This is a genomic window from Chitinibacter sp. GC72 (assembly GCF_009760905.1).
Classification (GTDB): domain Bacteria; phylum Pseudomonadota; class Gammaproteobacteria; order Burkholderiales; family Chitinibacteraceae; genus Chitinibacter.
In genome coordinates this window covers 1-19,204 of the sequence record NZ_VIRW01000012.1, presented here as the reverse complement: position 1 = coordinate 19,204, position 19,204 = coordinate 1, and the positions used below count along the sequence as shown (strand labels likewise).

The 19,204-nt window shown below is 58.3% G+C and carries 16 protein-coding genes; 12 read left to right on the top strand and 4 right to left on the bottom strand.

Going from position 1 to position 19,204, the window contains the following annotated elements; translation table 11 throughout:
- Positions 1–81 precede the first annotated feature (81 nt).
- From FLS37_RS10945 to FLS37_RS10930, 4 genes are all read right to left on the bottom strand, one after another.
- Positions 82–1,554, bottom strand: coding sequence for a cobyric acid synthase (locus FLS37_RS10945; RefSeq protein WP_157669969.1), 1,473 nt, complete (start codon positions 1,552–1,554; stop codon positions 82–84).
- Between the two features lie 62 nt (positions 1,555–1,616).
- Complete coding sequence (gene bioH, locus FLS37_RS10940; protein WP_157669968.1) at positions 1,617–2,393, bottom strand: pimeloyl-ACP methyl ester esterase BioH; 777 nt, start codon at positions 2,391–2,393, stop codon at positions 1,617–1,619.
- Between the two features lie 194 nt (positions 2,394–2,587).
- Entirely contained in the window at positions 2,588–3,466 is an 879-nt protein-coding gene (gene hslO, locus FLS37_RS10935) for an Hsp33 family molecular chaperone HslO (RefSeq protein WP_157669967.1), read from the bottom strand.
- An 82-nt stretch (positions 3,467–3,548) separates the two neighbouring features.
- Entirely contained in the window at positions 3,549–4,124 is a 576-nt protein-coding gene (locus tag FLS37_RS10930; protein WP_157669966.1) for an MFS transporter, read from the bottom strand.
- A 264-nt stretch (positions 4,125–4,388) separates the two neighbouring features.
- Between FLS37_RS10930 and FLS37_RS10925 the strand changes: the two genes are divergently transcribed.
- From FLS37_RS10925 to FLS37_RS10870, 12 genes are all read left to right on the top strand, one after another.
- Positions 4,389–5,288, top strand: a complete 900-nt coding sequence (locus FLS37_RS10925; RefSeq protein WP_157669965.1) for a DUF6268 family outer membrane beta-barrel protein — start codon at positions 4,389–4,391, stop codon at positions 5,286–5,288.
- Between the two features lie 252 nt (positions 5,289–5,540).
- Entirely contained in the window at positions 5,541–6,275 is a 735-nt protein-coding gene (locus FLS37_RS10920) for an ABC transporter ATP-binding protein (RefSeq protein WP_157669964.1), read from the top strand.
- Positions 6,272–7,684 carry an ABC transporter permease gene (locus tag FLS37_RS10915; RefSeq protein WP_157669963.1) on the top strand — a complete coding sequence of 471 codons (1,413 nt, stop codon included), beginning with the start codon at positions 6,272–6,274 and terminating at the stop codon, positions 7,682–7,684. The genes FLS37_RS10920 and FLS37_RS10915 overlap by 4 nt, the downstream gene beginning before the upstream one ends.
- 112 nt (positions 7,685–7,796) lie before the next feature.
- Complete coding sequence (locus FLS37_RS10910; protein ID WP_157669962.1) at positions 7,797–7,991, top strand: LiaI-LiaF-like domain-containing protein; 195 nt, start codon at positions 7,797–7,799, stop codon at positions 7,989–7,991.
- A complete protein-coding gene (locus FLS37_RS10905; protein WP_232522570.1) occupies positions 7,988–8,791 on the top strand; it encodes an outer membrane lipoprotein-sorting protein in 804 nt (267 codons plus the stop codon). The genes FLS37_RS10910 and FLS37_RS10905 overlap by 4 nt, the downstream gene beginning before the upstream one ends.
- Positions 8,788–10,137, top strand: coding sequence for a hypothetical protein (locus FLS37_RS10900; RefSeq protein WP_157669961.1), 1,350 nt, complete (start codon positions 8,788–8,790; stop codon positions 10,135–10,137). Before FLS37_RS10905 ends, FLS37_RS10900 begins: the two co-directional genes overlap by 4 nt.
- Before the next feature lie 9 nt (positions 10,138–10,146).
- On the top strand, positions 10,147–11,256 hold the full coding sequence (locus FLS37_RS10895; protein ID WP_157669960.1) for a sensor histidine kinase: 1,110 nt from the start codon (positions 10,147–10,149) through the stop codon (positions 11,254–11,256).
- Between the two features lie 88 nt (positions 11,257–11,344).
- The gene (locus tag FLS37_RS10890) at positions 11,345–12,115 is read left to right on the top strand and encodes a LytTR family DNA-binding domain-containing protein (RefSeq protein WP_157669959.1); all 771 of its coding nucleotides are present in this window, start codon (positions 11,345–11,347) and stop codon (positions 12,113–12,115) included.
- Between the two features lie 229 nt (positions 12,116–12,344).
- Positions 12,345–13,055 carry a response regulator transcription factor gene (locus tag FLS37_RS10885; protein ID WP_232522569.1) on the top strand — a complete coding sequence of 237 codons (711 nt, stop codon included), beginning with the start codon at positions 12,345–12,347 and terminating at the stop codon, positions 13,053–13,055.
- The gene (locus FLS37_RS10880) at positions 13,052–14,863 is read left to right on the top strand and encodes a FecR domain-containing protein (protein WP_157669958.1); all 1,812 of its coding nucleotides are present in this window, start codon (positions 13,052–13,054) and stop codon (positions 14,861–14,863) included. Before FLS37_RS10885 ends, FLS37_RS10880 begins: the two co-directional genes overlap by 4 nt.
- Entirely contained in the window at positions 14,864–17,242 is a 2,379-nt protein-coding gene (locus tag FLS37_RS10875; RefSeq protein ID WP_157669957.1) for a CHASE2 domain-containing protein, read from the top strand.
- A 172-nt stretch (positions 17,243–17,414) separates the two neighbouring features.
- The coding region (locus tag FLS37_RS10870; RefSeq protein WP_198314587.1) for a TolC family outer membrane protein at positions 17,415–19,204 on the top strand (1,790 nt) is incomplete at its 3' end.

The following is a 19,204-nucleotide window of genomic DNA, read 5'->3' as shown; positions in this document are numbered from 1 at the left end:
TGCAAATTTGAAATGTAATTTATGCAGAGTATACCGATCTGGATCAATTTCAACAAAGACCCCAGCCTTATACCCATAGAATCACATCTGAACCAAGCCCGCCTGAGCCACTTTTCCCCAATCCAGCGCGGCATCCAGTGCGTCAGCTAAGCGATCAATCTCGCTCTCCAGCAAAGCGCTGGCATCGGGCAACTCGTTCGCCGCCAAATCGCAACCAGCCCAAGCCAAGATGCTGCGCAAAGCGGCTGGTTCATCCAACAAACCGTGCAAATACGTTGCAATCACTTGCCCGTCGGGAGACACCCAGCCGTCACAACGGCCATCGTCCAGCACAACAAAACGCGGCCATTCGGGCTGCGCTGCATCACACCAAGTCGAGCGACCAACGTGGATTTCGTAACCTTTGATTGCCGCCTGATCGGCGATAATCTGCCCCGCCACATTAATTAGCTGCTTTTCGGCTTCCAACACCGTAGCAATGGGTATATGCCCCAGCCCCTTTGCGGATATTGCTCCTGACTCAATACCTAGCGGGTCGGCAATCGTCTCGCCCAAAATTTGCAGCCCACCGCACACGCCAATCACTTTGCCGCCAAAACGCAAATGCCGCGCGATTTGCACGTCCCAGCCCAGCGCGCGCAAATGCGCCAAATCGCCGAGCGTGTTCTTGCTGCCAGGAATAATCAGCAAATCGCATTCGGGCAGCGGCTGATTTGGGTTGGCAAATTCGCAACGCACATTAGGTAGGCGGCGCAGCGGGTCGAAATCGGTGTGGTTGGAAATATGCGGCAGCGTCGCAATCACGATGCGAAATTCGCCATCGGCATTCGCCACCGTTTTAGGCAGCGCATCTTCAGCAGCGATTTCCAGACCATGCAAATACGGCACCACCGCCAGCACCGGCTTGCCGGTTTTTTCTTCCAGCCAATCGCAGCCCGGCTGCAGCAGGCTAATATCGCCGCGAAAGCGATTGATGATAAAACCCTGAATCCGCGCCTGTTCAGATTCGCTCAAGCAGGCCAATGTACCGACAAAATGGGCAAACACACCGCCGCGATCAATATCGGCCACCAACCACACCGGGCAATCAGCCTCTTCGGCAAAGCCCATATTGGCAATATCGCCTTGGCGTAAATTGACTTCTGCTGGGCTGCCCGCACCTTCGACAATCACCCAATCATACTGCGCCGCCAAGCGGCCCCATGACTCAAACACCGCGCGTTTGGCTGTCGTTTTGTAGTCGTGATAATCAACCGCATCCAGATTGCCGATTGATTTGCCTTGAATAATCACCTGCGCGCGGCAATCGCTTGATGGTTTGAGCAGCACCGGATTCATATCGGTGTGCGCAGCCAAACCACACGCCACCGCCTGCACCGCCTGCGCCCGGCCAATCTCGCCACCGTCCTCGGTTACCGCCGAGTTCAGCGCCATATTTTGCGGCTTAAATGGCGCTACCTTGATGCCACGCCGCAGCAGCAAACGGCACAGCGCCGCAGTTAAAGTCGATTTACCTGCATCGGACGTGCAGCCTTGAATCATCAATGTGGGCATGTTTTATCCAGACGGGTATAGCCCTGCAAGCCATATTAGAAATTAGCTTCAGAGCAATACCCTTATTGATTATCGAGCAAGAATTGTTTTTGGGTCGCGACAAAATCAGCCAGGTGCGACAAAAACGGCGCGTGTGCGGCTTTGTAATGCAGTTTGAATTGCGCCTGCGGCAGCGTTTTGGCCAGCCACATTCCGGCTTCCAGCGGCGTCAACGTGTCGCGGTCGCCATACTGCAGCAGCACCGGGCAATCAACCTTGCCGATTTCGCCGCGCAAATCGGTATCGCGCAGGATATTAAGGCCATCGGCCAGATGAGCCAGCTTGGGCTCACCATGTTTGAATAAATCGGCCAGTAATTCGCGCGTCACTTCGCGTGCGCTGGCGTCGCCCATCGCTTGCAGGCTGATAAAGCGCTTGAGTGTACCTTGCCAATCGGTTTGCAGCGCTGCAGCAAATTGCTCCAGCACCTTCTGTGCCATCGCAGCTTGCCAATCGCTACGTTGCATAAAACACGGGCTGGAGGCAACCAAGGTCAGTGAGCGCACTTTATCGCGTTGCTGCAAAGCCCAGCTAGTCGCCACCGCGCCACCGAGCGACCAGCCAACGACTTGCACCGGAAATGGAAATTGCGCATCAACCGCATCAACCATCGCCTGCAAAGTCAGCGTTTGCTCGTCGCCTAATTTGCTGCCACCGTGGCCAGGCAGATCAACAACGTGCACGCAGAAATCCTGCTCCAGCTCGCGCACCACGGCATTCCATACAGTGCCATTCATCGCCCAACCGTGCAGCAACACCACATCCGGGCCACGCCCGCGCGTTTCAATTAATAATTCCATTGGCAATGAATCCAGTTCATCGGGACTGAGAAGCGTTTAATTTTCGGGTTTAGTACTAATGCAACCGGTCGCATAAAAAAGGCCAGACTTTAAACGTGCTGGTCTGGCCTGATGGAAGATCTGCACAACTGGCGAGAGAAACACGCCCGTGGCACCGCCAATACAGCACCAGCAGATTAAATACAGATGGGTAATTACTGCAGAGTTTCACTACCTGCACTATCGGTGCCGCTATACAGCACACCAATATCCACCGGGTCAAACGTGTATTCCTTGCCGCAGAAATCACACACCACATGCACATGGCCGCGCTCGGCGATGACTTCGTCCACTTCGTGCCGCTCCATCAGCTTAATCATGCCGCCGACGCGTTCGCGCGAGCAGGTGCAGGCAAAGCGCGGGGTGGCGGGGTCGAATACGCGGGCGCTGTCTTCGTGGAACAGGCGGTATAGCGTTTCGCGTGGCTCAAGTTCGAGCAATTCTTCGTTTTTGACCGTGTCAGCCAGCGTCACCAGATGATCCCAGGTGTTTTCCAGATCATCCTGCGCCGGCATTTTTTGCAGCATCATGCCCGCCGCGATGCCGTCTTCGCACGCCAGCCACAGGCGCGTGTCCAGCTGCTCGGAATGCGTCATATAGTGCTCGATAATCTGCGCGACCGATTGGCCGACTTCCATGCCGACCACGCCCTGATACGCCTCGCCTACCGTTGGATCAATCGTAATCATAAAGCGGCCACGGCCGAGCAATTCAGCGATCGAACTCTGTGCGTCAAAGCTGCCGATTTTGTCAGCGTCCCAGCGGGCGGTGGCGCGCAGCGTGTTCTGGCTGGTGACTTCAACCACCAGTAATTGCAATGCGCCGGTGCCGTGCATCTGCATCACCAGCGTGCCGTCAAATTTGAGCATGGCCGATAGCAGTGCGCCTGCGGCCATCAGCTCGCCCAGGCGCGATTGCAGTACCTGCGGGTAATTGTGACGCGCGAGCACTTCTTTATATGTAGCGTCGAGCTTGACCAGCTCGCCGCGTACCGGCGCTTTTTCAAACAGAAACCGCTCTAAAACATCTTTCATTCATTTAACCCTTGGAAAACTTCCTAATTGCTGCAAATTATACTGCATGGTGACGGTGGGTTACGGCTCCGCCTAACCCACCCTACTGCTCCTGCGTCTGTCTGGCCAGTTGATACGAGGTCATCGGCATGCTGGAGCTGATGTCAAATGCACACCCCGCCTCGATACCGGCCTTGGCCAAACCCGCTGCGTCGAGCTGATCGTACAGCGCATTCATGGCACCAATGGCAAAATCACGCCCGCTGCCCATCGCCCAGAAGCGCTGGAATTCATAGACTTCGCGCAGGCTGTAAACGCCAAAAATACCGTGGACATTGGCAATCAGCACCGTCATCTGGCTCGATTCGTACGGATCGTCTTCTTCCTCGTCGGGCTTAAGGTAGAAATCCTCTTTGAGTTTGACGTGCAATTTGCGGAACGACTCAAAGATGGCGGCGCGGCTGGAAAAATCAAGGTTTTTGATTTTTTTGAGCGCCGATTGCAGCACCAGATCATGCGCGGCGCTGCCGCAAATGGCGAAATAGCTGCCCTCGTGCTGGAAAATCTTGTTCCAGCGCGCATCATCAATCGCCCCCAGGCGCATATCGCCAAAGGTCGATTGGCTATCGGCCGCAATGGCAATCTGGCCGTCTTTTTGCACGACAACAACCGTGGTCATGGTTTTGTTTTCCACTCATGTAAATAAGCAAGCTGGTCAGTCTGCAACCTGGCCTTGCCAGCGTCAACCCTGACAAAAACGCTGATCGGCTTTGGCTGCAACTTATCCATGCCATTTGCATCTCATCGCACAGCGCACACCGCAGTCATCACGGCCATTTAAAGTGCCAGCACGGTAGATAGGCCACAGCTGCGCAAATCTGGTTTCAGTGCTGTTGTTGGACGAGCTGCCCGTTTTTTTCAACCCCCAACCCGGAGTCATACCATGTTCAAATACGGCTTAATCGGCTTGCTGCTGGCGCATAGTGCTGGCAGCGCACTGGCCGGTGATCAACCTGCCGGCCTGGAATTCAATTACTCGCTGAGCAGCATTCGCAGCGGCGAATTTGATCTCGATTCAGGCGGGCAAGCCAAAACCCGCTGGCTAATGGGCAGCGTCGGCATTAAAACGCAGCTGGATCGCCAGAACAGCATCGGCATTGATTTTTCAGCCGCCCGCCAGCACTGGGATTTTGAAAACCCGCGCGCCTGGGGCGGCAAAACACCGTGGCAAACCATCGAGCAGGCGTCGATTGGCCTGAGCTATACGCATGCGACACAGGACGGCTGGATTTACTCATTTGCGCCCAGTGTGGGTCTATCTGGCGAAAAAGACGCCAAGCGCAGCGACAGCTATCACTATGGTGCCAGCGGCTTTGTCGCCAAGTCGATTGCACCGGACTTGCTGATCGGGCTGGGGCTGGGCGCGTACCGCACTTTTGACGAAACCAGCGTCTTTCCATTTGTCGTGGTCAACTGGCAGATTACGCCCACAGTGCGCCTGAGCAATCCGTTTAGCGCGGGCGCAGTGGGGCCAGCGGGTGTCGAGCTGAGCTGGGCGGCCACCCCACAGCTGGAGCTGGGCACCGGCACAACGATCCGCAGCTACAGCAGCCGTCTGGCCAAGAACAACAAGGTAGCAGCAGGGGGGGTATTGGAGCAGACGTCAATGCCGCTCTTTGTTCGAGCCGGATACCGCTTTAGCCCGGCATTACGCCTTGATTCCTATATTGGTAGCGCCATCGGCGGCGAAATGCGGATTCGTGATGAACACGGCCATGAAGTACGCAAGGAAAAACACGACGCCATGCCATTTGTTGCCGTTTCATTCTCGGGCGAATTCTAAGCTTCACCGGCGTTATGCTGCCACCAGCATGACGCCCTTCCCACCGCAGATTCTGCATCGCTTGTCCTGCTGCACAGTTTATCCTGCCCATCCTGAGTACCGCCCTTCCCTGCAGCTCCTCGCCATCGAATCCGTCCCCGCTAAATCCAGCTGATTGCAGCTTATCCATGCCAGATGCATTTCATCGCAGTGCCCAGCACTGTTGCGGCGAGCGATTTAAAGTAAGCCTGACCAACAAGGAGGCTAGGCATCATGTCTGCGCTACATATTTCACAGCTTTACAAGCATTACCAGCTCGATGCGGTGCGCGTACCGGCGCTGATCGACATCAATCTGGACATCCAGCCGCAGCGCTTTACTGTGCTGTCAGGCCCGTCGGGCAGCGGCAAAACGACGCTTCTGAATCTGATCGGCTGCATCGATAAACCCGACTCGGGCGAAATCATCATTGCCGGCCAGCAAGTGGGCAAGCTGGGCGACAACGCGCTGGCTGATTTTCGCTCGCGCCATATCGGCTTTATTTTCCAGAATTTCAATCTGCTGCCGGTGCTCACTGCATTTGAAAATATCGAATACCCACTGATTCTGACCAAAATGCCCGCTGCCAAGCGCAAAGCGCGCGTTGCGCAATTGCTTGACGCAGTCGGCCTGAGCGATAAAGCGCGCAACCTACCGGGGCAGCTTTCTGGTGGACAACGCCAGCGGGTCGCCATTGCCCGCGCACTGGCCACCGAGCCGCAATGGGTGCTGGCTGACGAGCCAACCGCCAATCTCGACAGCCAGACTGGCGCGGCGATTATCCAGCTGATGCGCCGGATGCAGCGCGAGCTGAAAGTGTCTTTTGTCTTTTCATCGCACGACCCGCAAGTGCTGGCCGCCGCCGACGATGCGGTGTTTATCCGCGACGGGCAACTGCAGCCGATGCCGGCCAAAACCGCGCTAGGCAGCGTCGATTCAAATAACAATCAGCAACAGGTGGCAGCATGAACACACTCTCTCTGGCCTGGCGCAATCTGCTGCGCAATCGACGTCGCTCAATGACCACCCTGCTGGCCATGGTGATCGGCGTTGTCGCCATCCTGCTGTTTGGCGGCTACAGCGGCAATATCAATCTGGGGCTGCAAACCGGCTTTGTTCGCGACAGCGGCCACTTGCAGATTCAGCGCCAGGATTACTTCCTCTACGGCACTGGCAACCCGGCGGCGTATGGCATTCGTGATTACCAGCGTGTGATTGAGGTGATCAAGGCCGACCCTGTGCTCGCACCGATGCTCACTGTGGTCACACCAACGCTCAGCTTGGGCGGCATCGCCGGGAATTTCTCGGCCGGGGTATCGCGCACCGTAGTGGGCAACGGCATTGTGGTCGACGAGCAAAACCAGCTGCGCTTATGGAATGACTACCAGTTTCCCGATGAGGCGCGCCCTTCGCCGCTGAGCAATACCGCGCAAAACGCGGCCAGCATTGGCGTTGGCGTGGCTCGCGTCTTGCAGCTGTGCGCAGCCTTGCAGGTCAACGATTGCCCGCAGGCCAAAGCGCCGCTGAGCACGACCAATGCCGCCGCTGATGCCGCATCGGCGCCGGATGACATCAGCGCCCTGTCCGAGCTGGAAGCTGCGCCCAAGTCATCGAGCCCTGCCGAAGCGGGTGCCCGCATCGAATTGCTCGCCGCCAATACCCACGGCGCGCCCAATGTGGCCGCGCTGCAAGTGGTCAAAGCCGAGATGCTGGGTGTCAAGGAGCTGGACGATATGTCGATCACGCTGCATCTGAAACAGGCGCAGCAGCTGATCTACGGCAATGACGCACCGCAGGTCACGGCGATCGTGCTGCAGCTCAAACACACCGAGCAGATGGCCGCCGCGCAGGCACGGCTGAGTCAGCTATTGCAGACCGAATTCAAATCGCTCTCGCTTGAAGTTCACGACTACGCCACCCTCAACCCGAGCTACGGCCAGATTACCGGCATGTTTGCCGCCATTTTCAGCTTTATCACGCTGCTGATCGGCGCAATTGTGCTGTTTACCGTCGGCAATACGATGAGCATGGCGGTGGTCGAGCGCACGGTTGAAATCGGCACCCTGCGGGCCATTGGCCTGCGCCGGGGCGGAATTCGCCGACTGTTTGTCTGCGAAGGCGTGCTGCTCGGACTGGTGGGTGCGGGTCTGGGCGTGCTGATGGCGCTGCTGTTTGCCTACATCATCAATCACAGCGGGCTAAGCTGGATGCCACCGGGCAATACCGATCCGGTTGCACTCACCGTCCGGGTCTGGGGCGAGCCCAATATGATTCTGGGCACGGCCATCGGCCTACTCTTGGTGGCCGCAATCTCGGCCTGGTGGCCAGCCCGCCGCGCGGCACAACTCAATATCGTCGATGCCTTGCGCCATGTTTAACGATTAAAGCTAAGGGTATTGCTCTACAAGCTAATACAGAAAACAACTAGATGGCAATACCCACAAGAATGACTTACTGGCATTTCAATATGCCACTCAAGGAGAATTTATCATGCGTCACTCCATCATCCTCTTGCTGATCGGTGCGCTCTTTCTGGGCGTGAATCTGGGCTGGTGGCCCGGTGTGATGAATCTGCTGGCCACCTGGTGGCCGCTAATTCTGATTGCCGTGGGCATCTCTGGCCTGATCCGCCATAAAGAAAACCGCACCTGCCGCCATCCTCACCATCAAGGAGAGCAGCAATGACTACCCGCTCGTTCACCATGAAACGTCAGGCGCTGGCCTTGCTGCTGGCGGCTGTCATGCAAAACAGTCTGGCTGCGCCCGCAACTACCGCGCAGGATTTGCTCGCCGCCAGCGATGCCATCCGCAATCCTGATCGCTCTTTTGGCCTGAACAATACGCTGATCGAATACCGCGACGGCAAGCAGATCGATAGCTCGACGCTGGCCATCTATGCGCGCGCCGATAGCAAAACCGGCCAGTTTCGCAATCTGATCCGCTTTGTCTCGCCGCAGCGCGACGCAGGCAAATTGCTGCTGAAAAATGGCAATGATTTGTGGTTTTTTGACCCCAGCAGCAAGGCCAGCGTGCGCATCTCGCCGCAGCAGCGCCTGCTCGGGCAAGCCGCCAACGGCGACGTGATGACGGTGAATCTGGCGCTGGACTATCACGCCAGCCTGCTGGCCGAAGAAGAGGTTCAGGACGGCGAGCGCCAGAAGCGCGCCAGCTATCTGCTCAATCTGAAAGCCAAACATGGTGAAGTCACTTACGAGCGCATCGAATACTGGATAGACCGTAGCAATAGCCGCCCGATCAAGGCCAAGTTTTATTCCAGCAGCGATCGCCTGCTCAAAACCGCCTACTATCGGCAATTCAAATCGCAGCTGGGCGTCGAGCGCCCGACCGAAACGGTGATTATCGACGGGCTGGATCCGAAATGGATTACCGTCATGCGCACCAGCGATCTGGCTTATCGCGATGTGCCCGAGAGCTGGCTGCAGCGCGACTATCTGCCCCGCTTTAACCCGGAACAGGCCAAATGACAGCCGCCGCGCGCCGCTCGCCGAAGATGATGCCCCGCTCGCCTGGTGTCACCCAGCTGGGAACTCGGCTGGGAACGGGTCTAGCCATGCTCGCCGCGCTGCTGAGCCCGGCCGCCGCGCAGGCCGATGATCTGGACGCCTTGTCGCTGGCCGATCAGACGCCGCAGACCGAAGTCGAGCAGCAGTCATGGCAGTTTTTTACCGAGGGTATGCTCGGCTACGTCAATCGCAAAGAAGGCCAGAGCGATATACACCCAAGCCGTATCTCGCTTGATCTAAGCGTTGATTATCGTTTCAATGCACAATGGCGCGGCGTGCTGGCCAACCGGTTTGATCTGAACCGGGTTGATCTGAAAGATGGGCAAGGCAGCCAGCACGAGCAGATCAATACACTGAAAGAAGCCTATCTCAGCTGGCAAATCCAGCCCGACTGGCTGCTGGACGCCGGGCGCATTAATCAGCGCAATGGCATGGCTTACGCCTACAACCCCAGCGATTTTTTCAAAGCTGGCGCGCTGCGCTCGGTGGTGTCGATTGCCCCGGCCAGCCTGCGGGAAAATCGCCTGGGCAGCGCCATGCTGCGTACCCAGTATCTGTGGGAAGGCGGCTCGCTCAGCGCCCTGTACGCGCCGCGTGTCGGCAATGGCACTAGCAATGATGCCCAAGGCGCAGACACCGGCAGCTTCGCCCTTGATTTTGCCTCCAGTAACCCGGCAGACCGCTGGCAACTGGCGTGGAGCCAGCGCTGGTTTGACGGTTTTTCACCGCAATTGATTCTGTTTAAAGAAGCGGGCAGCGCACCCCGGCTGGGGCTCAATGCCAGCTGGCTGGCCAGCGATGCGCTGAGCCTGCATGCCGAATACAGCGGCGCACGCAGCCGCAGCCTCGCGCAAAGAGCCCGGCAGATTGATGGCGAGGAACGCTTTTACTCTCGCCTCTCCAGCGGCGCAACCTACACTTTTCCGGTCAATCTGAGCCTGACGCTGGAATACCAGTACAATCAGGCCGCGCTGGATAAAGCGGGCTGGCAGGCGCTGGGCCAGCAAGGCGCAGCTTACGGGCGCTATCGCTCGCTAGCAACGCGCGAGCAGGATAATCCCACGCGGCACAATCTGTTTATGCTGGCGAGCTGGAATAATGCGCTGATGCGCAATCTGGATTTAAGCCTGATGCTGCGCCGGGATCTGGTTGATCACAGCACACTGCACTGGCTGGAAGCGCGCTACCATTTCAAACGCGCCGACCTGGCGCTGCAATGGCAATCGCAACAGGGCAGCGCCACCAGCCAGTACGGCGCGGCTGCCGAGCGCAACAGCCTGCAGGCGCTGATCAAATACTATTTTTAGGGCTGCACCATGGCACTTTTTTTCTCCACCAAGCAGTTTCCCAATTTCAACTGGCAACGCGAAATCGGCCTCTTGTTGCTGGTTAATACGATTATTGCCGTTGCACTTAGCGTAATTGAAGGCGCGACCAGCTTTGGCCAGAACCTGCTGATTTCGCACTGCATCGGTTTTAGCATTGGCAGCACCAACTGCCTGCTTCACTTGGGCGTGCCTAGCATAGGCTGGAACTGGCGCTCGATCATGTCGGTGATTATGGGCGTGCCGCTTGGCTTTACGGTGGCGCACTGGCTGGGCGCGCCCAATGTTTTTACCATGATGCAGCAAAACCCGGATCATCAATGGCGCGGGTTTGCCTTTGCGATGATTGTCTCGTTTGTCGCCTGCGCGTTTTTTATCGTTTTTTACCGTTCGCTCACCTACAAGCACGAGCTGGAAAAAGCCAAGCGCCAGCACGCCGAAGCCAGACAAGCCGAAATCAGCGCGCAGCTGGCCATGCTGCAAGCGCAGATCGAGCCGCATTTTCTGTTTAATACACTGGCCAATGTGCACAGCCTGATTACGCGCGATGCGCCGCTGGCGCAAACCATGCTCGAACATCTGAATGATTACCTGCGCGCCAGCCTGTCGCGCACCCGGCAGGCGCAAACCAGCCTGGCCGATGAAATCGAGCTGGTGCGCGCGCTACTGGCCATCAGCCAGATCCGGCTGGGTGCCCGGCTGACCTATGAAATCAATATTCCACCGGCGCTGCTGCACGCCCAGCTGCCGCCGCTACTACTGCAGCCGCTGGTAGAAAACGCGCTGGAACACGGCATTGAGCCAGCAATTGAAGGCGGGCACATTCTGATTGAGGCGCTGCAGCTCGAAGCGAGCGGCACCGACACGCTGCTATTGCGCGTCAGCGATACCGGCCTGGGGCTCAACAACGCGGGCAGTGGCGGTCATGGCGTGGGTCTGGCCAATGTGCGTGCCCGGCTGCAATCACTGTACGGCGAGCGCGGCCAGCTACTGCTCAGCAGCCAGACGATGTCCAGCGCCAGAACCGCGAGCCAGTCTGGCCATGGCGTAATCGCCGAATTGCGCTTGCCGCTTAATCTGCTGGGGAAGGCTTCATCGTAAAACTGCGCTCACCGCATGTGATGCAAGGACATACCATCAGCAGAACATACAATCAATATCATCCACGATTTGAACAGAGAAACCCCGCATGAGTACCGCCCTGATTGCCGATGACGAACCCCTGCTAGCACAAAATCTGGCCGAGCGCCTGGCTGCGCTCTGGCCCGAATTGCAGATTGTGGCCGTCGTGAAAAACGGTCATGAAGCCAGCGCCGAACTCAATCGCCTGCAGCCCGATCTGGCTTTTCTCGATATCCGCATGCCGGGGCTCAATGGCTTGCAGGTGGCTGGCACGCTGCGGCACACCCGCGTGGTGTTTGTCACCGCGTTTGATGAATATGCCGTGGCAGCGTTTGAAAACAATGCGATTGATTATCTGCTCAAGCCGGTGAGCGATGCGCGGCTGGCGCAATGCATTGCCAAGCTGCAACGCAGCCAGGCTGCGGCCAATTCGGCAACACTGGATCTGCCGCAGTTGCTGCAGCAATTGCTGGAAAAACAGGGGCAAGCGCAAGGCCAGCCCGCCGCGCCCAGCTATCTGAGCTGGCTGACCACCGGCTTGGGCGACACCACGCGGCTAGTGGCCTGCGATGAAGTGCTGTATTTCCAGGCCAATGAGAAATACACCGAAATTGTCACCGCCACCGAGCGCCATCTGATCCGCACCTCGCTCAAGGAGCTGCTGCCGCAGCTTAACCCGCAGCGCTTTGCCCAAATCCACCGTGGCTACATCGTGTGCCTCTCCGCCATCGCCCGGATCGACCGCGATCTGCTGGGCCGCCAGCGCATCCACCTGAAAGGCAGCGCCGAAATCCTGCCGCTCAGCCGCAGCCACGCGGCTCAGTTCAAACAAATGTAGGGTATAGCCTTATAAATCAATCCACATATCATATACAAGGCTATACCCTAACAAAACCTGTTCAACTCACCCCGACAGATATTCTATCCCAGACCGTTTTAATCAAATCGGGATCAAGAGCTAAGCCAACTGAATCCCTGTCTTGCTCACAATTTGAAATAACATTGCCGCGCCTTGACGGTACAATGCGCACATTAACCACTATGTAAGCGGCGGGCTTGTGAGCAGCATGATGCAGATTGCAGCACTGGACGATGATCCCCATCAGTTGGATTTGCTCAGTAGCACCGTGGCGGCGATGGGGCATTCGGTCAGCCTGTATAGCACGGCACACGAGCTGCAACGCCAGCTGCGGCTGCAACAATTCGATTTGCTGCTGATCGACTGGGAGCTGCCCGAGCACAGCGGCATTGACGTGATCAAATGGGTGCGCGAAGAGCTGGACAGCGCCATTCCGATCATTATGCTCACGCATCGCAATAGTGAGCGCGATGTGGTGACCGGGCTGTCGGCCGGGGCGGATGACTATATGCAAAAGCCGCTGCGCGTTGAGGAGCTCAAGGCCCGCATCAAGGCCATATGCCGCCGCACCCAGCCCAAACCGGCGCAGCGGCAAACGCAGTTTGGCGGTTTTGCGCTCAATCCGGCGCTGAAAACCATTCGCTACTTGGATGAAGAGATCATCCTCAAAGAGCGCGAATTTGATCTGGCGCTGTGCCTGCTGAGCAATACTGGCCGCGTACTCACTCGCCAGTATCTGATGGAAACCTTGTGGGGAATGAATAGTGATATTCCCACCCGCACACTCGATACGCATATTTCCACCCTGCGCAGCAAGCTGCATTTGCGCCCCGAGCGCGGCTTTCGGCTCAGTGCAGTCTACGGCCACGGCTATCGGCTGGACGAAGTCGGCGACTCTTTTTCGGATTCATCATCGTGATCAACCTTTCCCCTTCTCAAGCCAGTGCAACGATTTGGCACGATGCCGCAGCCCTGCTGGGTGCGCTGCTACTGGTAGCGGCAACGCCCGCCGCGCTGGCCAGTGAAGCGCTAAGTAACCGTACCAAAGTTTCCCAGCAAGGCAGCGAAGCCGCAGGCAGTACAAGGAGTACGGCACGGCGAGGTAACGATGCTGGAGAATTTTTGGCTTCCGACCTACACCATTATCCGGTCAAACCGGGCGACAATCTGTACCGCATTGCAGAGCAACTGCTTAATCGCCCGACCGACTGGCAGGCCGTCGCCAAACTCAATGCCATTAAAAACCCCGATTTTCTACAGCCGGGCAGCACGGTAAAAATCCCGCTGCGGCTGATGCGCGGCGTGGCGCAAAGCGCGCAAGTGCTGTATCTACGAGGCGAGGTTAAAGTGATTGCCGGTCCCGACAAGGGCAAGGCGCTGTCTGCCGGGCAAACGCTGCGCGAAGGCAATGTGATTGCCGCCAGCACCAATGGCTGGCTGGGGCTGGGTTTGCAGGACGGCAGCCAGATTTATGTGTCGCCCAATAGCCAGTTCACCTTGCAACGCTTGCGCGATGTGCCGCAGTTGGGCGCGCGCCAGACCGAAGTCAAGCTCAAGCAGGGCCGTGCCGATTTTGCGGTGGAAAAACAGCCCGCCGGTTCGCGATTTGAAGTGACAACCCCGCTGGCCGTCACCGGCGTGCGCGGTACGCGCTTTGGCGTGGCACTCAATGCACAGGGCACGCGCACGCTCACCGATCTGCTGAGCGGGTCTGTGGTCTTTAAGGCCGGCGCCGTGAAAACCGGAGCGCACACCGAGCTTGCAGCCGGGCATGGCATTGTGCTCGATCAGGGCCGCGCGCCGACGCTAAAAGCCCTGCCCGACGCGCCGCAGCTCACGCAAGCGCTCAGCCGGATCGAATCGCTGCCATTTTTGCTCCCTTTACAACTCAGCGACTCAAAGGGCGCAGACACAGCCGGTACATTTCTGGCGCAGCTGGAAACCATCAGCCAGCCCGCGCAAATTATCTGGCTAGCCAACGAGGCCAAGCCGACGCTCAGCGCCGACATTGCCGACGGCAACTATCTGCTACGTGTTCGCGCCATCAGCAGCGATGGCCTGGCGGGCAAGGAATTACTCACCCCGGTGCACATCAAAACCACGCCAGCCGCACCGCTGATCCAGATTCCAGCGCAAGGCGCGCACGTACCGAGTGGCAAAGTGACGCTACTGTGCGCAGGTGACGACGATGCCAAGGGGTATCTATTCCAGATCAGCGAGCAGATTGACTTTGCGGGCAATACCCAGGAGAAAATCACGGAAGGATCGCTATGCCGCTGGGATAGCCAGCTCGATCAGCCGCAGCCCTATTTCTGGCGCGTTGCCACGCTGGAGGATCTCGCCACCGCCCAGCGCGGCCCGTTTAGCGCACCCACCGCTTTTACCGTGGTCAAAGCACCGAGTGCGCCTGAAGCCAGCGAAAGCTATACCGATCAATTACGCGTGCAATGGGCTGGTGAGCCAGGCAGCAGCTATCAGCTGCAAATTGCCCACGAACGCGATTTTGCCGCGCCGATACTTGACCTGCAACTCAGCGAGCCGCACACCGCACTCGACATTCCACTGGGCTGCCACGATTATTTTATCCGTATCAAATCGACCAATCAGTACGGCATGAGTTCGGCATTTTCCAAAGTACGGCGGCTCAATACCCCTGCCGTTCTGTGCAGCAGCAACGGGCTGGGCTTGCGCGACAGTCAGGGGCAAATCATCCGCCTTGCCGATTAAATGCCAGGTCGCTTAACAGCCTTTAACCGGACAGTAAACCGACCAGCCCCCGCCTCGCCACACGCGGCGCGCTGGCTGCTGATTGCAGTCAGCCTGCTGCTGGCGCTGGCGCTGGGCTGGATCAACGGGCTGGGGCGGCTGGATCAGTCGCTAATGGATTCCAGTGCCAGTCGCCAGCAGCGCGCGATTGACCCGGATATTGTGATTATCGCGATTGACGACGCCAGCATTGCCAAGCTGGGGCGCTGGCCATGGCCACGGCACTACCATGCCGATCTGCTTGCCCGGCTGCAGCAGGCACGCGCAGTCGGGCTTGACCTGATTCTGTCCGAAGCCGATACGCACCACCCGGCCAATGATCAGGCGCTGGCAGAGGCCATGCGCCAGCATGGCCGCGTGGTGATGCCGGTTTTTCTGGCCAATCAGGGTGGCCTTGGCCAGCTTACCCTGCCGCTGCCCAGCCTGGCTGGCAGCGCTGCCCAGCTGGCGCACATCAATACCGAGCTTGATCAGGATGGACTGGTGCGCCGCGTGTATTTGCAGGAAGGCCACGCCGCCACACCGTGGCCGCATCTGGCGCTCTCCTTGCTGGATGTCGCGGGCGAAGCCCCCTCGCCCCTGCCGGGTCAAGCCCTGAGCAGCGCTCAGCGCGGCAACTCAAAGCAGTGGCTGCGCAATCATGCCTTGCAGCTGCCACTGGCTGGCCCTGCAGGCACTTACCCGCGTTACAGTTACGCCGATGTATTGGCCGGCAAGATTGCCCCGACGATCTGGCAAGACAAATACGTACTGATTGGCGCCACAGCAGCCGGGCTGGGCGATGCTTACCCGACGGCCATGACCGGCCCGCAATCGCTGATGCCTGGCGTTGAGCTGATTGCCAATACGCTCGATACGCTGCGTAATCGGCACCCGTTGCGCCGCGCACATGCCTGGGAGAATGCTGCACTCAGCGTTGTCGCCACTGCACTGGCGCTGCTGGCTTTGCAGTATTTGCGCCCAAGGCAGGCGCTGCTGGCGATGGTGTTATTGTTGGCGCTGGTGCTGGCCGCGTGCGAGCTGATGCTCAGCCGCTGGCATATCCAGTTTGCTCCGATGTCTGCCTTGCTGATGGTGATGCTGCTCTATCCGCTCTGGAGCTGGCTGCGCATGGAAGCGGCCTTGCGCTATTTTGCCCAGCAACTCGATCACATCCGCCGCGAAGATCCTCTGCTGGCCAGCTTGCCACAGGAAGGCGCCGGGCTCGATATGCTCGACAAAAAAATGGCCGCCTTAAGCCACGCGGTTGAGCAACTGGCGCATTTGCGCCGCTTTGTCCGCGATAGCCTGGATCAGTTGGCCGATTGCGTCCTGGTCTGCGACGCACAGGGCCGGATTATCCTGGCCAATCTGGCTGCACGGCATGAGCTGGGAGATGATTTGAATCTTGGTTTTAATGCCGCTCTGGAGGATGATTTTGGCGACGGCAGCGGCCAGCCGCTACGCGAGCTGCTCGCCAGTCAATTCTCAAGCCAAAGCAGTGCACAGAACGGCCAGCAGAATATGCTGGCGCATCTTTTTGCCGCGCAGGCAGCCTCGGCCAGAGTTTACGATCAGCGCGGACGCGAGCTGCTGCTCAAATCGGTGCCTCGGCACGATCAGGCGGGCAAGCCGATAGGCTGGATTGTCAGCCTGATTGATTTGTCACTGATTCAGGCCGCCCAACGCCAGCGCGATGAAGCACTGGACTTTCTGTCGCACGATATGCGCTCGCCGCAATCGGCGATTCTGGCGCTACTGACTCTGCACCAGAGCGCGCACCCCGAGCCGGATGCGGCGCAAGCCACGCTGTTTGCGCGTATCCGCAATCATGCGCAGCGCACTTTGCAGCTGGCCGATGATTTTGTGCAACTGGCCCGTGCTAGTGCTGCACCACTGAACATCGAGCAGATTGATCTGTATGACCTGTTGTGCGAAACCGTCGATCAATTCTGGGAAAAAGCCCAGCTGGCGGGGCTAAATATTAATGCCATCTGCCAGCTGGATAATGCCGGGCAGGCCATTTACCCGGCGGATCGCCAGATGCTGGGTCGCGCACTGGGCAATCTGATCGAGAACGCGCTCAAATACGGCCACAGCCAGCGGGGAATCGATTGCTCGATCAGCCGCCAGCACAGCGGAGAAATCGTGCTGGCCGTGCAGGACTACGGTGCCGGGCTTGATCCTGCCCGGCGCGACACGCTGCTGGCACGCTTTGGTCAGCTAGGCAAAGCACAAAATGGCGTTGGTCTTGGCCTGGCGCTGGTTCACACCGTGGCCGAGCGCCACCACGGCCAGCTCAGCATCGATGCCCAGCCGGGTGCTGGTGCCTGCTTTGCCCTGACCCTGCCAGCCCTGTAGATGCCTGACGATATCGCACACTGACAATCTGTTAACGATTGTTAACTCGATTGAAGCAAGCTGACTTAGTGTTTAAGATCGGGACAAATACCTAAAACCACAATGCAAGTGATGTATTTCACACTTGACCTTATGGACAGATAACTCAAAATCACTCGACATGGATAAAGCAATGACACTGAAACCACTTGCACTACTTTGCATGCTGCTGTGCGCTCAAAGCGGATTTGCCGCCAGCAACCTCAAAGAAGCAGTCGAACAAACCGTCCTTAAAAACCCCGAAGTGCGCGCCAAATGGCTGGGCTACAAAGCCTCCAGCGATGAGCAGGACGTTGCCAAGGCCAATTACTACCCACGCGTTGATCTGAATGCCTACACCGGCATGGAAAAACAGCAGCGCCCGACCGGCAATAAAGGCGGCGCTTTTGGCCACAGCGGTGTGAACCTTGAATTGCGCCAGATGCTGTTTGACGGCTTTGCCACCCAAAGCGAAGTGCGCCGTCTGGGCTATGGCAAACTGACCCGCTACTACGAATTGCTCGCCGCCAGCGATATGGCCGCGCTGGAAACCATTAATGCCTACCTAGATGTGTTGCGTTACCGCGAGCTGGTTGAGCTGGCCAAAGACAATTACGCCATCCACAAAGAAACCTACGATCAGATTACCGAGCGCGTGAGCGCCGGGGTTGGTCGTCGTGTCGATCTGGAAACCGCCACTGGCCGCTTGGCGCTGGCCGAATCGAACTGGCTCACCCAAGCCTCTAACCTGCACGATGTTTCGGCCCGCTACGAGCGCCTGACCGGCTCGCTGCCCGCCGCCGAGATGAGCAAGCCCGGCAGCTTGGCCGCCGCGCTGCCTGCGGATGCCGCCGCCTTGCGTGCGCAGCTGGTGCACAATCCGCAATTTAAAGCCGCCGTTTACAATATCCGCGCCGCCCGTGCGGAGGCCGAAAACAAGCAAAGCGATAACTACCCCACCTTCGAGCTGCGCGCCAGCCAGGGCCTGGACTGGAATCGCGACAATGTTGATGGCAGCTACAAAGACGGCGTCGTTCAGCTGGTGATGAACTACAACCTGTTCCGTGGCGGCGCCAGCAAAGCGCGCGCCAGCCAGTACGCCGAACAACTGAATATCGCTTACGAAATGCGCGACAAAACCTGCCGCGACATTCGCCAGACCACGCAGATCGCCTGGAACGACACCTTCCGCCTGAAAGAGCAGCTCAGCTACCTCGACCAGCATGTGCTCGCCACCGAAAAATCGCGCGACGCCTTCCGCCGCCAGTTCGACATCGGCCAGCGCTCATTGCTCGACGTGCTCGATACTGAAAACGAATTGTTCGAAGCCAAAATCGCGCTGGTCAAAGCCGACTACGACTACCAGCTCTCGCACGCCCGCGTGCTGGCGCAAACACACCAGCTGCTCGCCACCTTGCAACTGGCACCCCTGGAAAGCAGCGGCCCGGACGACAATCTGGGCGACAATGTCAGCGACGACGAAAAAGTCGCCTGCGCAGGCGGCATGATCGACAGCGTCAAGCTCGACCGCGACGCCGCCATGGCCGCACGCCCACCACGGACCGCTGTCGTCGCCGAAGTGACACCCACACCGCAGCCAGCACCAGCAGCGCCGGGCAGTAACTGCGACAAAGCCATCAGCGATCTGGTCGGCAACTGGTCCGCCGCCTGGTCAGGCAAGCAGCTTGACACCTACCTGGCCCTCTACGCCGCCAGCTTTGAAGCCAGTGGCGGGCGCACCCGCGCCGACTGGGAAACCAAACGCCGCGCCCGCGTCGGCAAGGAAGGCAGCATCACGCTCAAACTGGACAACCCAAGCTGCAAGATGAGCGGCAAGGATCGCGGCGAAGTGACCTTCACGCAGCACTACAGCTCGAAAGACTACAGCGACACCGTACAGAAAACGCTGGAGCTGGTGCAAGAAGGCGGCAAATGGAAAATCAG

Coding starts and splice junctions, on each gene's coding strand:
- FLS37_RS10905 (WP_232522570.1), top strand. CDS start 7,988: ATGACTACCCGCTCGTTCACCATGAAACGTCAGGCGCTGGCCTTGCTG.
- FLS37_RS10915 (WP_157669963.1), top strand. CDS start 6,272: ATGAACACACTCTCTCTGGCCTGGCGCAATCTGCTGCGCAATCGACGT.
- hslO (WP_157669967.1), bottom strand. CDS start 3,466: ATGAAAGATGTTTTAGAGCGGTTTCTGTTTGAAAAAGCGCCGGTACGC.
- bioH (WP_157669968.1), bottom strand. CDS start 2,393: ATGGAATTATTAATTGAAACGCGCGGGCGTGGCCCGGATGTGGTGTTG.
- FLS37_RS10895 (WP_157669960.1), top strand. CDS start 10,147: ATGGCACTTTTTTTCTCCACCAAGCAGTTTCCCAATTTCAACTGGCAA.
- FLS37_RS10875 (WP_157669957.1), top strand. CDS start 14,864: ATGCCAGGTCGCTTAACAGCCTTTAACCGGACAGTAAACCGACCAGCC.
- FLS37_RS10890 (WP_157669959.1), top strand. CDS start 11,345: ATGAGTACCGCCCTGATTGCCGATGACGAACCCCTGCTAGCACAAAAT.
- FLS37_RS10920 (WP_157669964.1), top strand. CDS start 5,541: ATGTCTGCGCTACATATTTCACAGCTTTACAAGCATTACCAGCTCGAT.
- FLS37_RS10900 (WP_157669961.1), top strand. CDS start 8,788: ATGACAGCCGCCGCGCGCCGCTCGCCGAAGATGATGCCCCGCTCGCCT.
- FLS37_RS10910 (WP_157669962.1), top strand. CDS start 7,797: ATGCGTCACTCCATCATCCTCTTGCTGATCGGTGCGCTCTTTCTGGGC.
- FLS37_RS10925 (WP_157669965.1), top strand. CDS start 4,389: ATGTTCAAATACGGCTTAATCGGCTTGCTGCTGGCGCATAGTGCTGGC.
- FLS37_RS10945 (WP_157669969.1), bottom strand. CDS start 1,554: ATGCCCACATTGATGATTCAAGGCTGCACGTCCGATGCAGGTAAATCG.
- FLS37_RS10930 (WP_157669966.1), bottom strand. CDS start 4,124: ATGACCACGGTTGTTGTCGTGCAAAAAGACGGCCAGATTGCCATTGCG.
- FLS37_RS10885 (WP_232522569.1), top strand. CDS start 12,345: ATGATGCAGATTGCAGCACTGGACGATGATCCCCATCAGTTGGATTTG.